We start from the raw sequence: 19459 nt of genomic DNA on the forward strand, positions 1-19459 counted from the left end.
GCCCGATGCCCCGAGACAACATCAGCAAGCAGGACGAAGGTGGCGGCGTGACGACGTCGGAGATTCTCAGCGTTGCGGAGACGGGCGGCGGATCCGCCGTGCCGCTGCTGGAGGTGGACAACCTCCAGGTCGAGTTCAAGACCCGTGACGGGGTTGCCAAGGCCGTCAACGGCGTGAGCTACAGCGTCAACGCCGGCGAGACCCTCGCCGTGCTCGGCGAGTCCGGCTCCGGCAAGTCCGTCACCGCTCAGGCGATCATGGGCATTCTCGACAGCCCGCCCGGACGGGTCGCCGGCGGCGAGGTGCGCTTCCACGGCAAGGACATCCTCAAGATGTCCGACGAGGAGCGCCGCAAGCTCCGTGGCAACAAGATGGCGATGATCTTCCAGGACGCGCTGTCCTCGCTCAACCCGGTCTACTCGGTGGGCGACCAGCTCGGCGAGATGTTCCGGGTCCACCGGGGCATGTCCAAGAAGGACTCGAAGGCCAAGGCCATCGAGCTCATGGAGCGCGTGAAGATCCCCGCCGCCAAGGCGCGCGTGGGTGACTACCCGCACCAGTTCTCCGGCGGTATGCGCCAGCGCATCATGATCGCCATGGCGCTGGCCCTGGAGCCCGACCTGATCATCGCCGACGAGCCGACCACGGCCCTCGACGTGACGGTCCAGGCGCAGGTCATGGACCTGCTCGCGGAGCTCCAGCGCGAGATGAACATGGGCCTGATCCTGATCACCCACGACCTCGGCGTCGTCGCCGACGTCGCGGACAAGATCGCGGTCATGTACGCGGGCCGGATCGTCGAGACCGCTCCGGTCCACGAGATCTACAAGCGTCCGTCGCACCCGTACACCCGTGGCCTGCTCGACTCGATCCCGCGCCTGGACCAGAAGGGCCAGGAGCTCTACGCGATCAAGGGCCTGCCGCCCAACCTGCTCCGCATTCCCACGGGCTGCGCCTTCAGCCCCCGTTGCCCCAAGGCGCAGGACATCTGCCGCACCGAGATCCCGGTGCTGCACCCGGTCACCGAGCAGGACGGCACCGAACTGCCGGGCCGCGGCAGCGCGTGCCACTTCTGGAAGGAGCAGATCCATGGCTGAGCTCACCAAGAACGCCACCGAGCGCGAGCCGATCCTCCAGGTCCGTAACCTGGTCAAGCACTTCCCGCTGACCCAGGGAATCCTGTTCAAGAAGCAGGTCGGCGCGGTCAAGGCGGTCGACGGGATCTCCTTCGACCTCTACCAGGGCGAGACCCTCGGCATCGTGGGCGAGTCCGGCTGTGGCAAGTCCACGGTCGCCAAGCTCCTGATGAACCTGGAGCGGGCGACCGCCGGCGAGGTCTTCTACAAGGGCCAGGACATCAGCAAGCTGTCCGGCCGCGCCCTGAAGGCCGTCCGCCGCAACATCCAGATGGTCTTCCAGGACCCGTACACGTCGCTGAACCCGCGCATGACGGTCGGCGACATCATCGGGGAGCCCTACGAGATCCACCCCGAGGTGGCTCCCAAGGGCAACCGCCGGCAGAAGGTCCAGGAGCTCCTGGACGTCGTCGGTCTGAACCCGGAGTACATCAACCGCTACCCGCACCAGTTCTCCGGCGGCCAGCGCCAGCGCATCGGCATCGCCCGAGGCCTCGCCCTGCAGCCCGAGATCATCATCTGCGACGAGCCGGTCTCCGCGCTCGACGTGTCGGTGCAGGCCCAGGTCATCAACCTGATGGAGAAGCTGCAGGACGAGTTCAACCTCTCCTACCTCTTCATCGCGCACGACCTCTCGATCGTCCGGCACATCTCGGACCGCGTGGGCGTCATGTACCTGGGCAAGATGGCCGAGATCGGCTCCGACGCCGAGATCTACGAGCACCCGACCCACCCGTACACCCAGGCGCTGCTCTCCGCCGTCCCGGTCCCGGACCCGGACGCGCGCGAGGGCCGCGAGCGGATCATCCTCACCGGTGACGTCCCGTCCCCGGCCAACCCGCCGTCGGGCTGCCGCTTCCGCACCCGTTGCTGGAAGGCCCAGGACAAGTGCTCCACCGAGGAGCCGCTGCTGGCGGTCCCGGAGCGCTTCAAGGGCCTGAACACCCTGGCCGCGCACGACTCGGCCTGCCACTTCGCCGAGGAGAAGGCCATCCTGGCCGTCTGACCGACGCGTTGCCTGTGAACGGCTGGTCCCCGGTGCCCCACGGCGCCGGGGACCAGCCGTTTGTGCCGGTGGCCGGCCCGCCCGCGGGGAAACCGGTTGCGGCCCCGGGAGCCGGCGCCGGAAAGTGGCGGCATGACCCTCACCGTACGGCCCGCCGGGCCCGGGGACGCGTCCGACATCTGCGCCCTGCTCAATGCCGTCGACATGATCGAGATCGGCCGCCCGGAGACCGATCTGGGCACCGTCGAGTCCGACCTCAACGCCCCTGACGTGGACCTCGCCACCGATTCCTGGCTGGCCCTCCAGGACGGCCGGCTCGTCGCCTACGCCCTCGTCTGGGCCGACTCCGGTCCGGGCCGCGTCGACGGGGACCACTACGTGCTGCCCGGCCACGACGAGGCCGCCGGCCTCCTGCTGGAGCGCATGGAGACCCGCGCCCGGGAACTGGCCGCCGGCCCCGGCGTCCTGCGACTGCAGCTCAACGTCAGGCCCACCCTCGACCTGTCCCTCCTGCGCGGCCGCGGCTACCGCACGATCCGCCGCTACCAGGTCATGACGCGCTCCCTCTCCCCGGCCGCCGATCCCGCCCCGGCCCCGCCGGCCGGACTCACCCTGCGCAACTGCGCCGGCGACGAGGCCGACCGCCACCGGGCCCACGCCCTCATCGAGCGGACCTTCGCCGAGCACTTCGGCCACGTGGACCGCCCGTACGAGACCTGGCTGGACCACATGGACGGCCGCAAGCTCGACTGGTCGCTGGTGTGGATCGCGAGCCTGCCCGGCCACGGGGACGCGGCCGTTCTGCTCACCCGGGACGACCGTACGAGCATGGCCTGGGTCGGACACATCGGCGTGGCGAAGGAGGTGCGCGGCCGCGGGATCGGCGGTTTCCTTCTGCGGCACTGCTTCGCCGTCTACGCCGGGCGCGGCCGGGACACCGTGGGCCTGGGCGTCGACACCCACAACGCGACGGGCGCGCTCGCGCTGTACGAGGCGCACGGCATGGGCCTGCACTACGCCGTCGACTCCTGGGAGCTGCCTTTGCACCCCCAGGGGTGACAGGCGCGTGACGCGCGGGTGCAATCGGTCCAACCATGAGTGCACGGGACCCCACATAGGGTGACATTGGCCCCTAAGCGAGTCTTGGGATCCCTAGGAGGCACTCCATGCGCGGAGCCACCCACGCCCAGTGGGCCGCATGTGCGGTGGCCGTCGCCCTCGCGGCGACGGCCTGCGGCGGTGGAAGCGACAGCGGCGGAGGCGGTGGCGAGGCGGGCATCGTCAGTTCCTCGTGGGGTGACCCGCAGAACCCGCTGGAGCCGGCCAACACCAACGAGGTGCAGGGCGGCAAGGTGCTCGACATGCTCTTCCGGGGCCTCAAGCGCTACGACCCGAAGACGGGCGAGGCCCTCGACATGGTCGCCGAGAAAATCGATACGACGGACAGTCAGAACTTCACGATCACGCTGAAGGACGGCTGGAAGTTCAGCAACGACGAGCCGGTCACCTCGCAGTCCTTCGTGGACGCCTGGAACTACGGCGCGGACGTGCGCAACAAGCAGAACAACTCGCCGTTCTTCTCCGACATCGTCGGCTACGAGGACGTCCACCCCGCCTCCGGCGAGCCCAAGGCCAAGACGATGTCCGGGCTGGTGGTCAAGGACGCCAAGACCTTCACGGTCGCCCTGAAGAACAAGTTCTCCACCTGGCCCGAGACCCTGGGCTACCAGGCCTTCTCCCCGCTGCCCAAGGCCTTCTTCACCGACCACGCCGGCTGGCTGAACAAGCCGGTCGGCAACGGCCCGTACACGGTGGACTCGTACACCAAGGGCACCGGCATGAAGCTGCGCAAGTGGGACACCTACCCCGGTCCGGACAAGGCGCAGAACGGCGGTGTGGACCTGAAGGTCTACACCGACAACAACACCGCCTACACCGATCTGATCTCGGGCAACCTCGATCTCGTCGACGACGTGCCCGCGCAGCAGCTGAAGAACGTCAAGAACGACCTGGGCGACCGGTACATCAACCAGCCGGCCCTCATCATCCAGACCCTCACCTTCCCGCTGTACGACCCGCAGTGGAGCAAGGCGGGGATGGAGAACGTCCGCCGCGGCATCTCGATGGCGATCAACCGCGACGAGATCACCAAGCAGATCTTCCGCGAGACCCGCACTCCGGCCAAGGACTGGACCTCACCGGCCCTCGGTGAGAAGGGCGGCTTCTCCTCCACGGTCTGCGGCGACGCCTGCGTCTACGACCCCGCGGCGGCCAAGAAGCTCATCACGGACGCCGGCGGGCTCCCCGGCGGCAAGGTCACGCTGACCTCCAACGTGGACACCGGCTCGCACCGCGACTGGATGGACGCCGTCTGCAACAGCATCAACAACGCGCTGGGCGAGGGCCCGGTCTGCACGGTCAACCCCGTCGGCACCTTCGCCGACTTCCGCAACCAGCAGAGCAGCTTCAAGCTGACCGGCCCGTTCCGCTCCGGCTGGCAGGCCGACTACCCGCTGATCCAGAACTTCCTCCAGCCCCTCTACTACACCGGCGCCTCCTCCAACTACGGGAAGTTCAGCAACGCGGACTTCGACAAGCTCGTCGACGAGGCCAACCAGGAGAGCGATCAGGCCGCGGCCGTCGCGAAGTTCCAGGACGCCGAGAAGATCCTCGCCGCGCAGATGCCCTCCATCCCGCTCTGGTACCAGAACGGCAGCGCGGGCTACGCCGAGCGGCTCTCGGACGTGGCGCTCAACCAGTTCAGCGTCCCCGTGTACGACCAGATCAAGGTCAACTGACCGACGTTTCGGATCGATCCTGGAGCAGTCCATGGGACGTTATGTGATCCGGCGGCTGCTCCAGATGATCCCGGTGTTCATCGGCAGCACGTTCCTGATCTTCTTCATGGTGTACGCGCTCGGTGATCCGGTCGCGGCCCTGTTCGGCGACAAGGCACCCGACCCGGCCACCGCCGCGCGCATCCGCAAGGACCTCTATCTCGACCAGCCGCTGTGGAAGCAGTACCTCCACTACATGGGCCAGATCTTCCAGGGCGACTTCGGCACGGCCTTCAACGGCCAGCCCGTCACCGAGCTGATGGCCAGCGCCTTCCCCGTCACCCTGCGCCTGACCATCGTCGCGATCTTCTTCGAGATCGTCATCGGCATCACCCTCGGCGTGATCAGCGGTCTGCGCCGCGGCAGGTCCGTCGACACCACCGTGCTGGTGCTCACCCTCGTCGTCATCTCCGTGCCGACGTTCGTGACGGGCTATCTGCTCCAGTACCTCTTCGGCGTCAAATGGGGCTGGGTGCGGCCCACCGTCTCCCCGGACGCCCCCTTCGGCGAGCTGATCCTGCCCGGCATCGTGCTCGCGCTGGTCTCCCTCGCCTACGTCACCCGGCTCTCCCGCACCTCCATCGCCGAGAACGTCAAGGCCGACTACGTGCGCACCGCCGTCGCCAAGGGTCTGCCGCGCCGCCGGGTCGTCACCCGCCACCTGCTGCGCAACTCGCTCATCCCCGTCGTCACCTTCATCGGCACCGACATCGGCGCCCTGATGGGCGGAGCCATCGTCACCGAGCGGATCTTCAACATCCACGGCGTCGGATACCAGCTCTACCAGGGCATCCTGCGCAACAACTCCCCGACGGTCGTGGGCTTCGTGACCATCCTCGTCATCGTCTTCCTGCTGGCGAACCTGCTCGTCGACCTGCTCTACGCGGTCCTGGACCCGAGGATCCGTTATGCCTGACCCCGAGCGCCCCGAAGGGCCCGGCGGCTACGACCCCGTCGGTCCCCGCCCGCACGAGGCGGTCTCCCCGACCGGGCAGGGCGGCCCCATGGATCTCGCGCTGGAGGAGGCCGAGAGCCTGGAGGGCATCGAGAAGACCGGCCCCCGGGGCGGGACCGGCCCCGGCGAGAAGCCCCGCTCCCTGTGGTCCGACGCCTGGCACCAGCTGCGCCGCAACCCCGTCTTCGTCATCTCCTCGCTCATGATCCTCTTCCTCGTGATCATCTCGATCTGGCCGCAGCTCATCGCGAGCGGCGACCCGCTGCAGTGCGACCTGTCCAAGTCGCAGCAGGGCTCCTCCCCGGGCCACCCCTTCGGCTACGACACCCAGGGCTGCGACGTGTACACCCGTACCGTCTACGGGGCCCGCGCCTCCATCACCGTGGGCGTCTGCGCCACCCTCGGCGCGGCCCTGCTCGGCTCGGTGCTCGGCGGGCTCGCCGGGTTCTTCGGCGGCTGGGGCGACGCGCTGCTGTCCCGGGTCGCGGACATCTTCTTCGGCATCCCCGTCGTCCTCGGCGGCCTGGTCTTCCTGTCCGTGGTCACCAGCACCACCGTCTGGCCGGTCGTCGGCTTCATCGTGCTCCTCGGCTGGCCGCAGATCGCCCGCATCGGCCGCGGCTCCGTCATCACCGCCAAGCAGAACGACTACGTCCAGGCCGCCCGGGCCCTCGGCGCCGGCAACGGCCGGATGATGCTCCGGCACGTGGCGCCCAACGCCGTCGCCCCGGTCATCGTCGTCGCGACCATCGCGCTCGGCACCTACATCGCCCTGGAGGCCACCCTGTCCTTCCTCGGCGTCGGCCTGCGCCCGCCCACCGTGTCCTGGGGCATCGACATCTCCAACGCGGCCTCGCAGATCCGCAACGCCCCGCACATGCTGCTCTGGCCGGCCGGCGCGCTGAGCCTGACCGTGCTCGCCTTCATCATGCTCGGCGACGCGGTGCGCGACGCCCTCGACCCCAAGCTGCGCTGAGGAGCCCCGCACATGCTGCTCGAAGTCCGCGACCTGCACGTGGAATTCAAGACGCGCGACGGAGTCGCCAAGGCCGTCAACGGCGTCAACTACTCGGTGGCCGAGGGCGAGACGCTCGCCGTGCTCGGCGAGTCCGGCTCCGGCAAGTCGGTGACCGCCCAGGCCGTGATGGGCATCCTCGACATGCCGCCGGGCCGCATCGCGGGCGGCGAGATCCTCTTCAAGGGCAAGGACCTCCTCAAGATGAAGGAGGAGGAGCGCCGGAAGATCCGCGGCGCCGAGATGGCGATGATCTTCCAGGACGCGCTCTCCTCCCTGAACCCGGTCCTGAGCGTGGGTGCGCAGCTCGGCGAGATGTACGAGGTCCACCGCGGGACGTCCCGCAAGGACGCCAAGCGCAAGGCCGTCGAGCTGATGGACCGGGTGAAGATCCCGGCGGCGAAGGAGCGGGTGGGGGACTACCCGCACCAGTTCTCGGGCGGCATGCGCCAGCGCATCATGATCGCCATGGCACTGGCCCTGGAGCCCTCGCTGATCATCGCGGACGAGCCGACGACGGCCCTGGACGTCACCGTCCAGGCCCAGGTGATGGACCTGCTGGCCGAGCTGCAGCGCGAGCTGAACATGGGCCTCATCCTGATCACCCACGACCTGGGCGTGGTCGCCGATGTCGCCGACAAGATCGCGGTCATGTACGCGGGCCGGATCGTCGAGGCGGCCCCCGTCCACGAGATCTACAAGGCGCCCGCGCACCCGTACACGCGCGGCCTCCTGGACTCCATCCCGCGCCTGGACCAGAAGGGCCAGGAGCTGTACGCCATCAAGGGCCTGCCGCCGAACCTGGTGGCCATCCCGCCCGGCTGCGCCTTCAACCCGCGCTGTCCGATGGCGCAGGCGGTGTGCCGCACCGACGTCCCCCCGCTGTACCGGGTGACCGAGTCCCCGGTGGAGCGGACCAGCGCCTGCCACTTCTGGAAGGAGTGCCTCCATGGCTGAGCCCCTTCTGGAAGTGAAGGACCTGGTCAAGCACTACCCGCTCACCCGGGGCGTCGTCTTCCGCAAGCAGGTCGGCGCGGTCAAGGCCGTCGACGGGGTCTCCTTCGACCTGCGCGCCGGTGAGACGCTGGGCATCGTCGGCGAGTCCGGCTGCGGCAAGTCCACCGTGGCCAAGATGCTCGTCAACCTGGAGCGGCCCACCGCGGGTGCGATCTCGTACAAGGGCGAGGACATCACCAAGCTGTCGGGGCGCGCCCTGAAGGCCGTGCGCCGCAACATCCAGATGGTCTTCCAGGACCCGTACACCTCGCTGAACCCGCGCATGACGGTCGGCGACATCATCGGGGAGCCGTACGAGATCCATCCCGAGGTGGCTCCCAAGGGCTCGCGCCGGCAACGGGTCCAGGAACTGCTCGACGTCGTCGGTCTGAACCCGGAGTACATCAACCGCTACCCGCACCAGTTCTCCGGCGGCCAGCGCCAGCGCATCGGCATCGCCCGCGGCCTCGCCCTGCAGCCCGAGATCATCGTCGCGGACGAGCCCGTCTCCGCACTGGACGTCTCCGTCCAGGCCCAGGTGATCAACCTGCTGGACCGGCTCCAGAGCGACTTCGACCTGTCCTACGTCTTCATCGCGCACGACCTCTCGATCGTCCGGCACATCTCCGACCGGGTCGGCGTCATGTACCTGGGCCGGATCGTCGAGATCGGCACCGACCGCGAGATCTACGACCACCCGACCCACCCGTACACCCAGGCACTGCTCTCCGCCGTCCCGGTCCCGGACCCGGAGGCCCGCGCCCACCGCGAGCGGATCATCCTCACCGGTGACGTGCCCTCCCCGGCCAACCCGCCCTCGGGCTGCCCCTTCCGCACCCGCTGCTGGAAGGCCGAGCCCCGCTGCACGGCCGAGGTCCCGCTGCTCGCGGTGCCGCAGGTCTTTCCCCCGGGCCCGGCGGCGCACCCGTCGGCCTGTCACTTCGCGGCGGAGAAGCAGGTGGTCCCGCCGTCGGACGCGCCGCCGGTCCCGCCCTCGGATCCGCCGTCACCCCCGCCGGCGGATCCGCTGACGAAGGAGTAGCCGCCCACCGATCATTTCCGGCCACCGCTGTGCGTACGACGGGGAACGGCCGCCGTACCCCTCAACCCCGTTAACACGGAGGCAACTTGACCGTTTCTGCCCCGAGATCTGAGGCGTGCAGCCTGGATGCCGTGCGGCCGTGCGGGTGCCGACAGCCGGCCGGGGAGGCGTACGGCCTCGCCGGCCGGCCTCCCCGTGACCCCACTCATGCGCGGCATGCGCCCCTCGTGCTGCCGGATTTCGATCGATGCGCTGGTACGGATAGTTATGATCCGTAGCGCACGGTGGGTATGACTCCTGCCGAGCACGAATACGCGTACCGATATCCGCTCGACGTGGAGGTGAAACGCCGTGGCACTCTCGATCTCCGCCGTGGTGCTGCTGGCGATCATCGTCTTCCTGCTGGTCCGAAGGGCGGGCCTGAAGGCGGGACATGCGGTGGTCTGCGTACTGCTCGGCTTCTACCTGGCGAGTTCCACCATCGCCCCGACCCTCAGCCAGCTCACCTCGAACGTGGCGAGCATGATCAGTGGCCTCAAGTTCTAGCTCCGGCCTCGTAGGCTGGGCCCCATGAACGGTCTTCCCGCCCGTCGTCTGCTCCTCGTGCACGCGCACCCCGACGACGAGTCGATCAACAACGGCGTCACCATGGCCAAGTACGCGGCCGAGGGTGCCCACGTCGCGCTGGTGACCTGCACCCTCGGCGAGGAGGGTGAGGTCATCCCGCCCGGTCTCGCCCACCTGGCGGCCGACCGCGACGACGCCCTCGGCGCCCACCGCGTCGGCGAGCTCGCCGCGGCCATGGCCGAACTGGGCGTCCACGACCACCGGTTCCTCGGCGGCCCCGGCCGCTTCCGGGACTCCGGGATGATGGGCGCCCCGCAGAACCACCGCCCGGAGGCCTTCTGGGCCGCCGACGTGGACGAGGCCGCCTCGTACCTCGTGGAGGTGATCCGGGAGCTGCGCCCGCAGGTGCTCGTCACCTACGACCCGGACGGCGGATACGGGCACCCGGACCACATCCAGGCCCACCGGGTCGCCATGCGCGCCGCCGAACTGGCCGCGGAAACCGCGTACCGGCGCGACCTCGGCGCGCCCCACACGGTCGGGAAGATCTACTGGAACCGCGTCCCGCGCTCGGTGGTCGAGGAGGGTTTCGCCCGGCTGCGCGCCGCGGGCGGCGAGGTGACCTTCCCGGGAGTGGGCTCGCCCGAGGACGTGCCGGGGGTCGTCGCCGACGAGCGGATCACCGCCGAGATCGACGCCAAGGACACCTTCGTTGCGGCGAAGGCGGCCGCCATGCGGGCGCACGCCACCCAGATCGCCGTGGACGGGCCCTTCTTCGCGCTCTCCAACGACCTGGCGCAGCCGCTGTTCACCCGCGAGTACTACGAACTGGCCGAGGGCCGGCCGGGCGCCCCGGCGGGCGAACGCGAACACGACCTCTTCGCGGGGGTCCAGGCGTGAGCGGCACGCTGACGGCCGGGCGGATCGCCGGCTGCCTGGGTCTGCTCGTCCTGGGCGTACTGACCGGAGCGGCCGGCTGGCTGGTGGTGGACCTGTGGTTCCCCGGCGGTCTGCTGCTCGCCCTGCTGGCGGTCTTCGGGCTGTTCCTCGGCGGCCGGATCGCCCTCGGCACCGGCCCCGGTGTGGGCGGCGCCGCGGCGGGCTGGTTCCTCTCGTACGTGATGCTCAGCGTCCCGCGCCCCGAGGGGGACTTCCTCCTCGGTTCGTCCGGAATCGGCACGTACGTCTACCTTTTGGGTGGAACGGTTCTCGCTGTGATGTGCGCCACGATGCGCGGTCCGCAGGATCGGCCGGTTTCGGCCGCCCGGCCTGCCAAGTGACGTGATGTCGGACCTCGTAGGGAGGTACGGCGAGGGGCGCGCGCCGCGGCCCGGCGGGCGCTTCAGAGGGGTTTGACCGGGACTATCAGGAACCCCTGATTCCCCGCAGTCAGTTGCGTGCGGGCGGCGGCCAGTATGGTGGACGGGCCGCCGAGCTGCCCGCGCACCCAATGACGGGCGGCGGAGCCAACCGGGAGAACCTGCCTTGAGTCGTGAAACCGACAGTTCGTCCTCCGGGCCCAAGGGGCACGGTGGAGCCGCCTACCCCTCGGGTACACCGCCGTACGGAACCGGCCAGTACCCGTCCACGGACGCTGCGGCGACCGCTCCGGAGGAGAACTCTGTGACCTCGAAGCCGTCCACGCCCGATTCCGACGGGCCCAAGACAGAGACCACCCTGACGACCCGGATCCGGATCAACATCCCGGGTTCGCGGCCGATCCCGCCGGTGGTCGTGCGCAAGGCGATGGGCACCAACTCCGGCCCGGCCGGATCCGGGGAGCAGCCCGGTCCGGAGCCCGCGCCCGGGCCGGCGTCCCAGCCGCCGCTCGCGCAGCGCCCGAAGCCGCAGCCGACCCGCATCGAGGCCGCGCCCGAGCCGCCCCACGCCCAGGCGCCCGCCCCGGCCGAGGCCGAGGAGGCGGCCGCCAGCAACTGGTTCGCCCCCCGCAAGCCGGCGGCGCAGGCCCCGGCGCCCGCACCGGGCCCCGCCACGGGCCAGATGCCGCTGCCCACCCGGACGCCGTCCCCGACGCCGACCCCGACCCCCACGCCGCCGCCGGCCGGGCCAGGCGCGGGCTACGCCGCCCCGCCGCGCGCCCAGGCCCCGCCGATGTCCGGGCCGAACGCCGCCTACGCGCCGCAGCGCACCCCGCAGCCGCCCGCGGCGGACTACGGCCAGGGCTTCGCCCAGGCCCCCATGCCCGCTCCCACGGCCCCGATGCCCGGCGGCCCGGGCGTCGGCAGCACCCAGGGCTTCCCCGCGTACGGCGCCGACCAGGGCGACGGCGGCCCCGTCACCGAGGCGTTCCCGGCCTACGGCAGCGCTCCCGCCGGACCGACCGGCGGCCCCGGCTTCGGCACCGGCCCCGTCGGCGGCCCGGCCGGCGCGGCCGCCTTCGACGAGGCTCCGCAGTGGCCCGGCCCGGACCTGGACGGCCCGCTGCCCGGCCCCGTACCGGCCCCCGCGCCGGCCACCCCCCGGCCCGCGCCCGCCCAGCCGAAGGCCACCGGCAAGCCCGCCAAGAAGGGCCGCTCCAAGGCGGTCCTGCTCGGCGGCGCGGTCATCGGCCTCATCGGCGTGGCCTACGGCGCCGGGCTGCTCCTGAACCACTCCGACGTCCCCAAGGGCACCACCGTCCTCGACGTCGACATCAGCGGCAGCCGCGACGAGGCCGTCTCCAAGCTCCAGACGGCCTTCGGCACCCGCGCCGCCGCCCCGATCCAGCTCAGCGTCGGCGGCAAGCCGGTCGAGCTGAAGCCGGAGAAGGCCGGTCTGACCCTGGACGCGCAGACCACCGTCCGCAACGCGGCCGGCAGCGACTACAACCCGGTCACGGTCATCGGCTCGCTCCTCGGCAACCACCGGGTCGCGGACCCGGTGATGCCGATCGACGAGGAGAAGCTCCAGGTCGCGCTGCAGGAACTCGCGGGCACGGCCGGATCGGCCACCGAGGCCTCCATCAAGTTCGACACCGGCAAGGCCGTCGCGGTCCCCGGCACCCCCGGCACCACCCTCGACGTGGACGCCTCCGTCCCGTTGGTGACCAAGGCCTTCAAGGACCAGGTCGCCACCGGCAAGGCGGCCGTCGCCGAACTGCCGACGACCACGAAGGCGCCGGCCGTCGGCCAGGCCGAACTGGACCGGGCCATGAAGGAGTTCGCCGAGCCGGCGATGTCCGCCAACGCCATCGTCAAGGTGGGCACGAAGTCCCTGGCCTTCGGCAGCAGGTCCCTGCCCAAGATCCTGAGCATGTCGGCCGTGGACGGCCGGCTGACCGAGAAGTACGACCTGGAGGCGCTCAAGGCGACCTACGGGAACACCTTCGACGGGATCCTGATCACCCGCGGCACCGGCGACAAGACGGCCGTCACCCCGCAGGACATCGCCGGCGCCCTCGGCAAGGCCCTGCGCGGCAAGACCACGGCCGAGCGCACCGTGGTCATCGACACCAACCCCAGCTGACCCGCCTGCCACGGCCAGTGCCCCCGCCCGGACCCGGGCGGGGGCACTGGCCGTGGCACCGTGCGGCGGCGGGTCAGTTCAGCAGCGCGCGGGCGGAGAGGGCCTCCGAGCGGATCCGGGCCGCCGCTTCGGCGTCCACCGCGGACACCACCCCGGCGTACGCGTCCAGCTCGGCCGCGCCCTCCCGGAAGGAACCCCGCTCCACCAGCAGCCGCGCCCGCTCGTACCGCAGCGCCGCCGGGTGCGACGGCAGCAGCAGCGACAGCTCCAGCGCCCACAGGGCCACCCCCGAGTGCTCCGGACGGGCCGAGGCCCAGGCCCTGATGTTCCCCAGGATCCGCAGCACGATGTCCAGCGTCCTGGCCGGCTCGCGCGGCCCCGACGCCAGCTCCGCCGGCCCCGTGCCCAGCGACGCGCCGCCCGCGAACGGGTCCACCACCACACCCTCCTCCGGGTCCCCGAAGCCCACCACGAAGTGCCCCGGCAGCCCCAGCCCGTACACCGGCGCACCGGCCCGCCGGGCGACCTCCAGCCACACCACCGACAGCAGGATCGGCAGCCCGCGCCGCCGCCTCAGTACCTCGTGCAGCAGCGAGGACGACAGCCGGTCGTAGTCCGCCGGGGTGCCGTGGAACCCCAGGCGCCCGCCCAGCAGTTCCGTCACCGCGGACGCCCACGCCCGCCCGCCGCGCAGCCCGTACGGCAGCATCCCGGCCAGCCGGTCCAGCTCGATCTGTGCCCAGTCCATGGCGCGCTCGTCCAGCTCCGGGTCCCCCTCGGTCGCCAGCAGCAGGCACAGCAGCGCCAGATCGGGCCGCTCGGCGCGGGCCTCGGCCGCGAACTGCTCCCGCCAGGCCTCCGCGCTCACGTCGCCGCCCGGTAGTGGTGGTAGGTGTGGTGCGTCGCGAAGCCCAGCCCGTCGTACAGGGCCAGCGCCCCCGGATTGTCCGTCTCGACCTGGAGCCATGCCGCCGACGCGCCCTCCTCCAGCGCCCGCCGGGCCAGCGCGGCCATCACCGCCGTCGCCAGGCCCTCCCGCCGGTGCGCGGGATCGACCGTCACCGCCGCGAAGCCGGCCCACCGGCCGTCCACCACGCACCGCCCGATCGCCCGGCCCCCGGCCAGCGCCGCGAACCACACCGACGGTCCCTCGACCAGCATCCGCCGGGCCAGGTCCGGGTCGCTCACCTTCCCGTAGCGCCCGAGCCAGTCCTCGTCCGGGACACGGGTCAGACGTACGGCCCCGGCCGCGGGCGCGTCCACGTCACCCACCGGCGCCAGCGCGCCGATCCGTACCTCCGCCGACACCTCGGACGCCCAGCCGCGCCGCTCCAGCTCCGCGGCGAGCATCTCCTGGGTGCCGGCCGCGCCCGTGGCCACCTGCACATAGGCCGGGAGGGAGCGCCGCGCGTACCAGGAGGTCACTCGCGCGAGTGCATCGTCCAGGGGTATCCCCGGGTCGCCGAGCGGCAGCACGGAGTTGGCCCGCCGGGTGAATCCGGCGGCCGCCCGCAGCGTCCAGTCGCCCAGGGGCTCGCTCTCCAGCGGCTGCCAGGCCCGCGCCGTGACCCTCGAAAGCTCCTCGAAGGAGGCCGCCGGACCCCGTCGCCGGGCCGGCGCCGGAGGCACGGTCTTGCCTGCCACCAGCGACGATTCCGCGATACGGACGGACTGCCCGTTCTTCTTTGTGATCAGCAGCACACCCTGGTCCCAGGATGTGAGAACCCCGACCGTGTCCGTGAACTCGGGTGATCCGCTCAGTCCGGTCTCCACCCGTCGTACAGAGACTCGTTTACCCACGTCAGCCGGGGTGATTCGGACCTCCAGCAGTCCACCGGCAGTGATTTCCACAGCTCTGTCCGCCCCTCCTGTTCGGATCGTGCCCGGGAACGGAGATACTAGGTGCGGGCATCGACGACGCCGCGCTCCCGCGCGATATGGAAAGCCCTACCGAGGAGGAACGAGAGCGTGACCTACGTCATCGCGGAGCCTTGTGTCGACGTCAAGGACAAGGCATGCATCGAAGAGTGCCCCGTCGACTGCATCTACGAGGGCCAGCGGTCCTTGTACATCCACCCGGACGAGTGCGTCGACTGTGGCGCGTGTGAGCCGGTCTGCCCGGTCGAGGCCATCTTCTACGAGGACGACACCCCGGAGGAGTGGAAGGACTACTACAAGGCGAATGTCGAGTTCTTCGACGAGCTCGGTTCGCCCGGTGGTGCCTCCAAGCTGGGCCTGATCGAGCGCGATCACCCCTTCGTCGCGGCGCTGCCCGCCGGTATCAACGGCGAGCACTGACCTTTCAGGCAGACGCGCCCCTCGGTCCCGTACGGCCTTCCCGCCGCACGGGACCGACGTGTTTACCGGGGCGTACTCCGACCCCGCAACCAGCACTCAGAGAGAGCAGAGACCACCGTGGCCGCAGTATCCGACCGTCTTCCCGCCTTCCCCTGGGACAAGCTGGAGCCGTACAAGGCCACGGCGGCGGCCCACGCGGACGGCATCGTCGACCTTTCGGTCGGCACGCCCGTCGACCCGGTCCCGCAGCTGATCCGGCGCGCCCTGATCGAGGCCGCCGACTCCCCGGGCTACCCGACCGTGTGGGGCACCGTCGCCCTGCGCGACGCGATCACCGGCTGGGTGCGCGGCCGCCTCGGCGCGAGCGCCGCCGGACACCGCAACGTCCTGCCGGTCGTCGGCTCCAAGGAACTGGTCGCCTGGCTGCCGACCCAGCTGGGCCTGGGCGCCGGCGACAAGGTCGCCTACCCCCGGCTCGCCTACCCCACCTACGAGGTCGGCGCGCGGCTGTGCGGCGCAGAGGCGGTCGTCTACGACGACCCGACCGACCTCGACCCGGCCGGCGTGAAGCTGCTGTGGCTCAACTCCCCGTCCAACCCCACCGGCAAGGTCCTGGCCAAGGAGGAGCTCGTCCGGATCGTGGCCTGGGCGCGCGAGCACGGGATCCTGCTCTTCAGCGACGAGTGCTACCTGGAGCTGGGCTGGGAGGCCGAGCCCGTCTCCGTCCTCCACGACGACGTGTGCGGCGGCTCGTACGAGGGCATCGTCGCGGTCCACTCCCTCTCCAAGCGCTCCAACCTGGCCGGCTACCGGGCGGCCTTCGTCGCCGGTGACCCCGAAGTGCTCGGCGAGCTGCTGGAGATCCGCAAGCACGGCGGCATGATGACCCCCGCCCCGGTGCAGGCGGCCACCGTCGCCGCGCTCGGCGACGACACCCACGTCGAGGAGCAGCGCGAGCGCTACGCCGCCCGCCGCGCCGCGCTGCGCACGGCCCTGGAGGCGCACGGCTTCCGGGTCGAGCACAGCGAGGCCAGCCTCTACCTGTGGGTGACCCGCGACGAGCCCTGCTGGGACACCGTCGCCCACCTCGCCGGCCTCGGCATCCTGGTCGCGCCGGGCGACTTCTACGGCGAGGCGGGCGCACGGTTCGTGCGCGTCGCCTTCACCGCCACCGACGAGCGCGTGGAGGCCGCGGTCAAGCGCCTCGGCTGACCGGCCGCGTTCCACGGCGAGAATGCCCGAGGGGGCCGGGAGTTCGCACTCCCGGCCCCCTCGGTGGTTCCTGCGGCGTCAGCCGACCAGCGGCAGGCCGCCGGGCAGGCCCCCGGGCAGTCCGCCCGGCAGGCCGCCGGAGGCCGGCAGCGAGGACACCGGCAGCTCCTGGGCCGCGGGCAGCCCGCCGAGCAGGCCCTGCGCGGTACCGGCCACCTCGGAGGCGGGAGCCGGCAGGCTCTTGGTGGCGCCGCCGGCGGTGTCCACGGCGTCCGTGGCCACGGCCGTGGCGTCCGTGGCCGTGGCAGCGTCGGGGGCGGTGAGCTGGCCCAGCTGCGGCACGGACTCCAGACCGGCGGCACTGGCCGCGCCGGCCGCACCGACCACGGGAGCGGCCCCGGCTGCGATCAGCAGCGCGGCACGGGCGATCCGGCGGGTCAGGGGGAGAGACATGTTGCTCCTAAGCGGTAGCGGCTGAGTACGCCGTGACTAACCGCTCCGGGGGCGGGTGGAGTTGCGGTGCCGGTGGGTAAAGGATCGGTAACGCATCGTTTAATCGGCTTCCGCGAAAAGCGCATTGGATGCGCGCCGACCAGGGCTTCCTTCCGGATCCGGGATCCGTGGCCCGCTACACGGATCCCCCCTCAGGAGTGATCACTCGTACGTGAGCCCGGGCGCCTCCGGCGCGTGCCCCGGCCCGCCGCGGTGATCGGTCCGGCCCGCCGCGGGGATCAGCGAGCCAGGAAGATCCGCACCTCGCCCGGTCCCGCGCCGTAGGGATCCCCCTTGCCGTCCTCGGTCTTCGCGCCGCCCCGGTCCTGCCACCGTCCGCGGTCCCGGCCCCCGATCCAGCCGTGCCGGTCGTAGGAGACCCGGGAGATGCCCAGCTCCTTGGAGTTGGCCACCGCCCAGTGGGCCATCGCCCGGCTGCGGCGCGTGGCGGCCTCGCCGCCGTCGCGCTTCTCCACCAGGGTCACCTCGGCCTCCGGTGCGCCCTGGCCCCCGCCGACGCTCCGGCCGGCCTGGCCGCCGCCCTGCGCGGCGAACGTGTGCGGCCCGTCCTCACCGAAGATCCGGACCAGGTCGGCCCGCACCCGCTGCGGATCGCCCGGCCCCGTCGGCGCGGGCCCGCCGCAGTTCACGGTGCCGCCCCCGGCGAAGGCCGCCGTCAGCACGGTCGCGTCCGGCTCGTGCTTCGCGTACGCCTGCGGGAACCCGCTGCGCTGCACCTTCTGCGCGGCCACCGTCAGCGGCAGCCGCGAGTACCCCGGCACGTCGACGAGGTGGTCGTAGAAGATCCCGGCCGAGTAGACGGGGTCCGTGATCTGCTCCGGAGTGCCCCAGCCCATCGACGGCCGCTGCTGGAAGAGGCCCAGGGAGTCCCGGTCGCCGTGGTCGAGGTTGCGCAGCGCCGACTCCTGCATGGCGGTCGCCAGCGCGATGGTCACCGCCCGGTCCGGCAGCCCCTTCGCGATGCCGACCGCGGCTATCGTCGCCGCGTTCGCCGCCTGCTCCGGGGACATCTCGTACGTCGCGGACGTTTCGTCCTCCCCGACCGGATCCGCGCCGGCCACGCAGAACGGGGCACCGCCGCCACCGTTCGAATCGCGCTGCACGGCGAAATACCCGATCACCGCGAGGAGAACGAGCAGACCGACCACCGCCCGGAGCAGCCGGCGGCGACGAGGACGGGGATCACGGGTCTCGGACACGCGGCCCACCGTACTTGAGGCATATGACGCGTCCACCGGCCGGACGCAGGAGGCTTTGCCGCAGCTCGGGGCATTAGGGTCAGCTCCATGTCCGAATCCGAGCTGGACCTCACCCTGGACGCCGCCGAGCTGACCGCCCGGCTCGTCGACATTCCGTCCGTGAGCGGCGACGAGAAGGTACTCGCCGACCTCGTGGAACACGCGTTGCGGGGCCTTGCCCACCTGACCGTGGACCGCTTCGGCAACAACGTCGTGGCCCGAACGAACCTCGGCCGGGCCGAGCGCGTCGTGCTCGCCGGCCACCTCGACACCGTGCCGATCGCCGACAACGTGCCCTCCCGCCTCGACGAGAACGACGTGCTGTGGGGCTGCGGCACCACCGACATGAAGTCCGGTGTCGCCGTGCAGCTGCGCATCGCCGCGACCGTGCCCGAGCCCAACCGGGACCTCACCTTCGTCTTCTACGACCAGGAGGAGGTCGCCGCCGACCTCAACGGCCTCGGCAAGGTCGCCGAAGCCCACCCCGACTGGCTGACGGGCGACTTCGCCGTCCTGCTGGAACCCTCCAACGCCGAGGTCGAGGGCGGCTGCCAGGGCACCCTGCGCGTCCTGCTGCGCACCGCCGGCGAGCGCGCCCACTCCGCCCGCAGCTGGATGGGCTCCAACGCCATCCACACGGCGGGCCCGATCCTCGCCCGGCTGGCGGCCTACGAGCCCCGCAAGCCGGTCATCGACGGCCTGGAGTACCACGAGGGCCTCAACGCGGTCCGCATCGCGGGCGGCGTCGCCAACAACGTCATCCCCGACGCGTGCACGGTGACGGTCAACTTCCGCTACGCCCCGGACCGTACCGAGGCCGAGGCGCTGGCCCACGTACGGGAGGTGTTCGCGGACTGCGACATCGCCGAGTTCGTGGTCGACGACTCCTCGGGCGGCGCCCTCCCGGGGCTGTCCCACCCGGCGGCGGCGGCCTTCATGGAGGCGGTCGGCGGCCGGGCGATGCCCAAGTTCGGCTGGACGGACGTCGCCCGCTTCAGCGCCCTCGGAGTCCCGGCGGTCAACTACGGTCCGGGCGACGCCCTGCTGGCGCACAAGGTCGACGAACGCGTCGAGACGAAGGCGATCCTGCACTGCGAGGAACGACTCCGCGCCTGGCTGACCTCCTGAATTCCGCTTCTCGTCACCTTTGTGCGCCTACCCTGATCCAACGATCAGCAG

General features: G+C 71.2%; 19 protein-coding genes. 15 read left to right on the forward strand and 4 right to left on the reverse strand.

From position 1 onward, the window contains the following. Positions 1-5 precede the first annotated feature (5 nt). The 12 genes from OG444_RS25000 to OG444_RS25055 all read left to right on the forward strand — a co-directional run bounded on the left by OG444_RS25000 (position 6) and on the right by OG444_RS25055 (position 13019). Entirely contained in the window at positions 6-1097 is a 1092-nt protein-coding gene (locus OG444_RS25000) for an ABC transporter ATP-binding protein (RefSeq protein ID WP_383204897.1), read from the forward strand. Further along, a complete protein-coding gene (locus OG444_RS25005; protein WP_327264278.1) occupies positions 1090-2142 on the forward strand; it encodes an ABC transporter ATP-binding protein in 1053 nt (350 codons plus the stop codon). Before OG444_RS25000 ends, OG444_RS25005 begins: the two co-directional genes overlap by 8 nt. 132 nt (positions 2143-2274) lie before the next feature. Further along, positions 2275-3201: a GNAT family N-acetyltransferase gene (locus OG444_RS25010; RefSeq protein ID WP_327264279.1), complete on the forward strand. Its 927-nt coding sequence runs from the start codon at positions 2275-2277 to the stop codon at positions 3199-3201. Between the two features lie 107 nt (positions 3202-3308). After that, the gene (locus OG444_RS25015) at positions 3309-4940 is read left to right on the forward strand and encodes a peptide ABC transporter substrate-binding protein (RefSeq protein WP_327264280.1); all 1632 of its coding nucleotides are present in this window, start codon (positions 3309-3311) and stop codon (positions 4938-4940) included. A gap of 31 nt (positions 4941-4971) precedes the next feature. Then, positions 4972-5895, forward strand: a complete 924-nt coding sequence (locus tag OG444_RS25020; RefSeq protein WP_327264281.1) for an ABC transporter permease — start codon at positions 4972-4974, stop codon at positions 5893-5895. Beyond that, complete coding sequence (locus OG444_RS25025) at positions 5888-6910, forward strand: ABC transporter permease (RefSeq protein WP_383203170.1); 1023 nt, start codon at positions 5888-5890, stop codon at positions 6908-6910. The genes OG444_RS25020 and OG444_RS25025 overlap by 8 nt, the downstream gene beginning before the upstream one ends. Positions 6911-6922: 12 nt before the next feature. Continuing rightward, entirely contained in the window at positions 6923-7906 is a 984-nt protein-coding gene (locus OG444_RS25030) for an ABC transporter ATP-binding protein (RefSeq protein WP_327264282.1), read from the forward strand. Then, the gene (locus OG444_RS25035; protein ID WP_327264283.1) at positions 7899-8987 is read left to right on the forward strand and encodes an ABC transporter ATP-binding protein; all 1089 of its coding nucleotides are present in this window, start codon (positions 7899-7901) and stop codon (positions 8985-8987) included. Before OG444_RS25030 ends, OG444_RS25035 begins: the two co-directional genes overlap by 8 nt. Before the next feature lie 351 nt (positions 8988-9338). Further along, positions 9339-9533, forward strand: a complete 195-nt coding sequence (locus OG444_RS25040; protein WP_030012369.1) for a hypothetical protein — start codon at positions 9339-9341, stop codon at positions 9531-9533. 24 nt (positions 9534-9557) lie between these two features. Then, complete coding sequence (gene mshB / locus OG444_RS25045; protein ID WP_327264284.1) at positions 9558-10454, forward strand: N-acetyl-1-D-myo-inositol-2-amino-2-deoxy-alpha-D-glucopyranoside deacetylase; 897 nt, start codon at positions 9558-9560, stop codon at positions 10452-10454. After that, a complete protein-coding gene (locus OG444_RS25050) occupies positions 10451-10834 on the forward strand; it encodes a DUF6113 family protein (RefSeq protein WP_327264285.1) in 384 nt (127 codons plus the stop codon). Before mshB ends, OG444_RS25050 begins: the two co-directional genes overlap by 4 nt. 343 nt (positions 10835-11177) lie before the next feature. Then, positions 11178-13019 carry a peptidoglycan binding domain-containing protein gene (locus OG444_RS25055; protein ID WP_327264286.1) on the forward strand — a complete coding sequence of 614 codons (1842 nt, stop codon included), beginning with the start codon at positions 11178-11180 and terminating at the stop codon, positions 13017-13019. A 73-nt stretch (positions 13020-13092) separates the two neighbouring features. Here OG444_RS25055 and OG444_RS25060 read toward each other — a convergent pair whose 3' ends face one another. Both OG444_RS25060 and OG444_RS25065 read right to left on the reverse strand, forming a co-directional pair. After that, complete coding sequence (locus OG444_RS25060; RefSeq protein ID WP_327264287.1) at positions 13093-13986, reverse strand: transglutaminase-like domain-containing protein; 894 nt, start codon at positions 13984-13986, stop codon at positions 13093-13095. Further along, complete coding sequence (locus OG444_RS25065; protein ID WP_327264288.1) at positions 13884-14870, reverse strand: GNAT family N-acetyltransferase; 987 nt, start codon at positions 14868-14870, stop codon at positions 13884-13886. Before OG444_RS25065 ends, OG444_RS25060 begins: the two co-directional genes overlap by 103 nt. 117 nt (positions 14871-14987) lie before the next feature. On the opposite strand from OG444_RS25065, the gene fdxA reads away from it, so the two are divergent. Together fdxA and dapC are read left to right on the forward strand one after the other, a co-directional pair. Continuing rightward, entirely contained in the window at positions 14988-15317 is a 330-nt protein-coding gene (gene fdxA / locus OG444_RS25070; protein WP_030011906.1) for a ferredoxin, read from the forward strand. Positions 15318-15434: 117 nt separating this feature from the next. Beyond that, entirely contained in the window at positions 15435-16529 is a 1095-nt protein-coding gene (dapC, locus tag OG444_RS25075) for a succinyldiaminopimelate transaminase (RefSeq protein WP_327264289.1), read from the forward strand. A 78-nt stretch (positions 16530-16607) separates the two neighbouring features. On the opposite strand, the gene OG444_RS25080 is transcribed toward dapC, so the two are convergent. Both OG444_RS25080 and OG444_RS25085 read right to left on the reverse strand, forming a co-directional pair. Beyond that, positions 16608-16982 (reverse strand): ATP-binding protein, encoded by a 375-nt coding sequence (locus OG444_RS25080; RefSeq protein ID WP_327264290.1) that lies wholly within the window; start codon positions 16980-16982, stop codon positions 16608-16610. 278 nt (positions 16983-17260) lie between these two features. Beyond that, positions 17261-18241, reverse strand: a complete 981-nt coding sequence (locus tag OG444_RS25085; RefSeq protein WP_327264291.1) for a hypothetical protein — start codon at positions 18239-18241, stop codon at positions 17261-17263. Between the two features lie 87 nt (positions 18242-18328). Here OG444_RS25085 and dapE point away from each other — a divergent pair, with 87 nt between their 5' ends. Then, entirely contained in the window at positions 18329-19408 is a 1080-nt protein-coding gene (gene dapE, locus OG444_RS25090; protein ID WP_327264292.1) for a succinyl-diaminopimelate desuccinylase, read from the forward strand. Positions 19409-19459: the final 51 nt, after the last annotated feature.

Source organism: Streptomyces sp. NBC_01232 (assembly GCF_035989885.1).
In the GTDB taxonomy this organism is placed as follows: domain Bacteria; phylum Actinomycetota; class Actinomycetes; order Streptomycetales; family Streptomycetaceae; genus Streptomyces.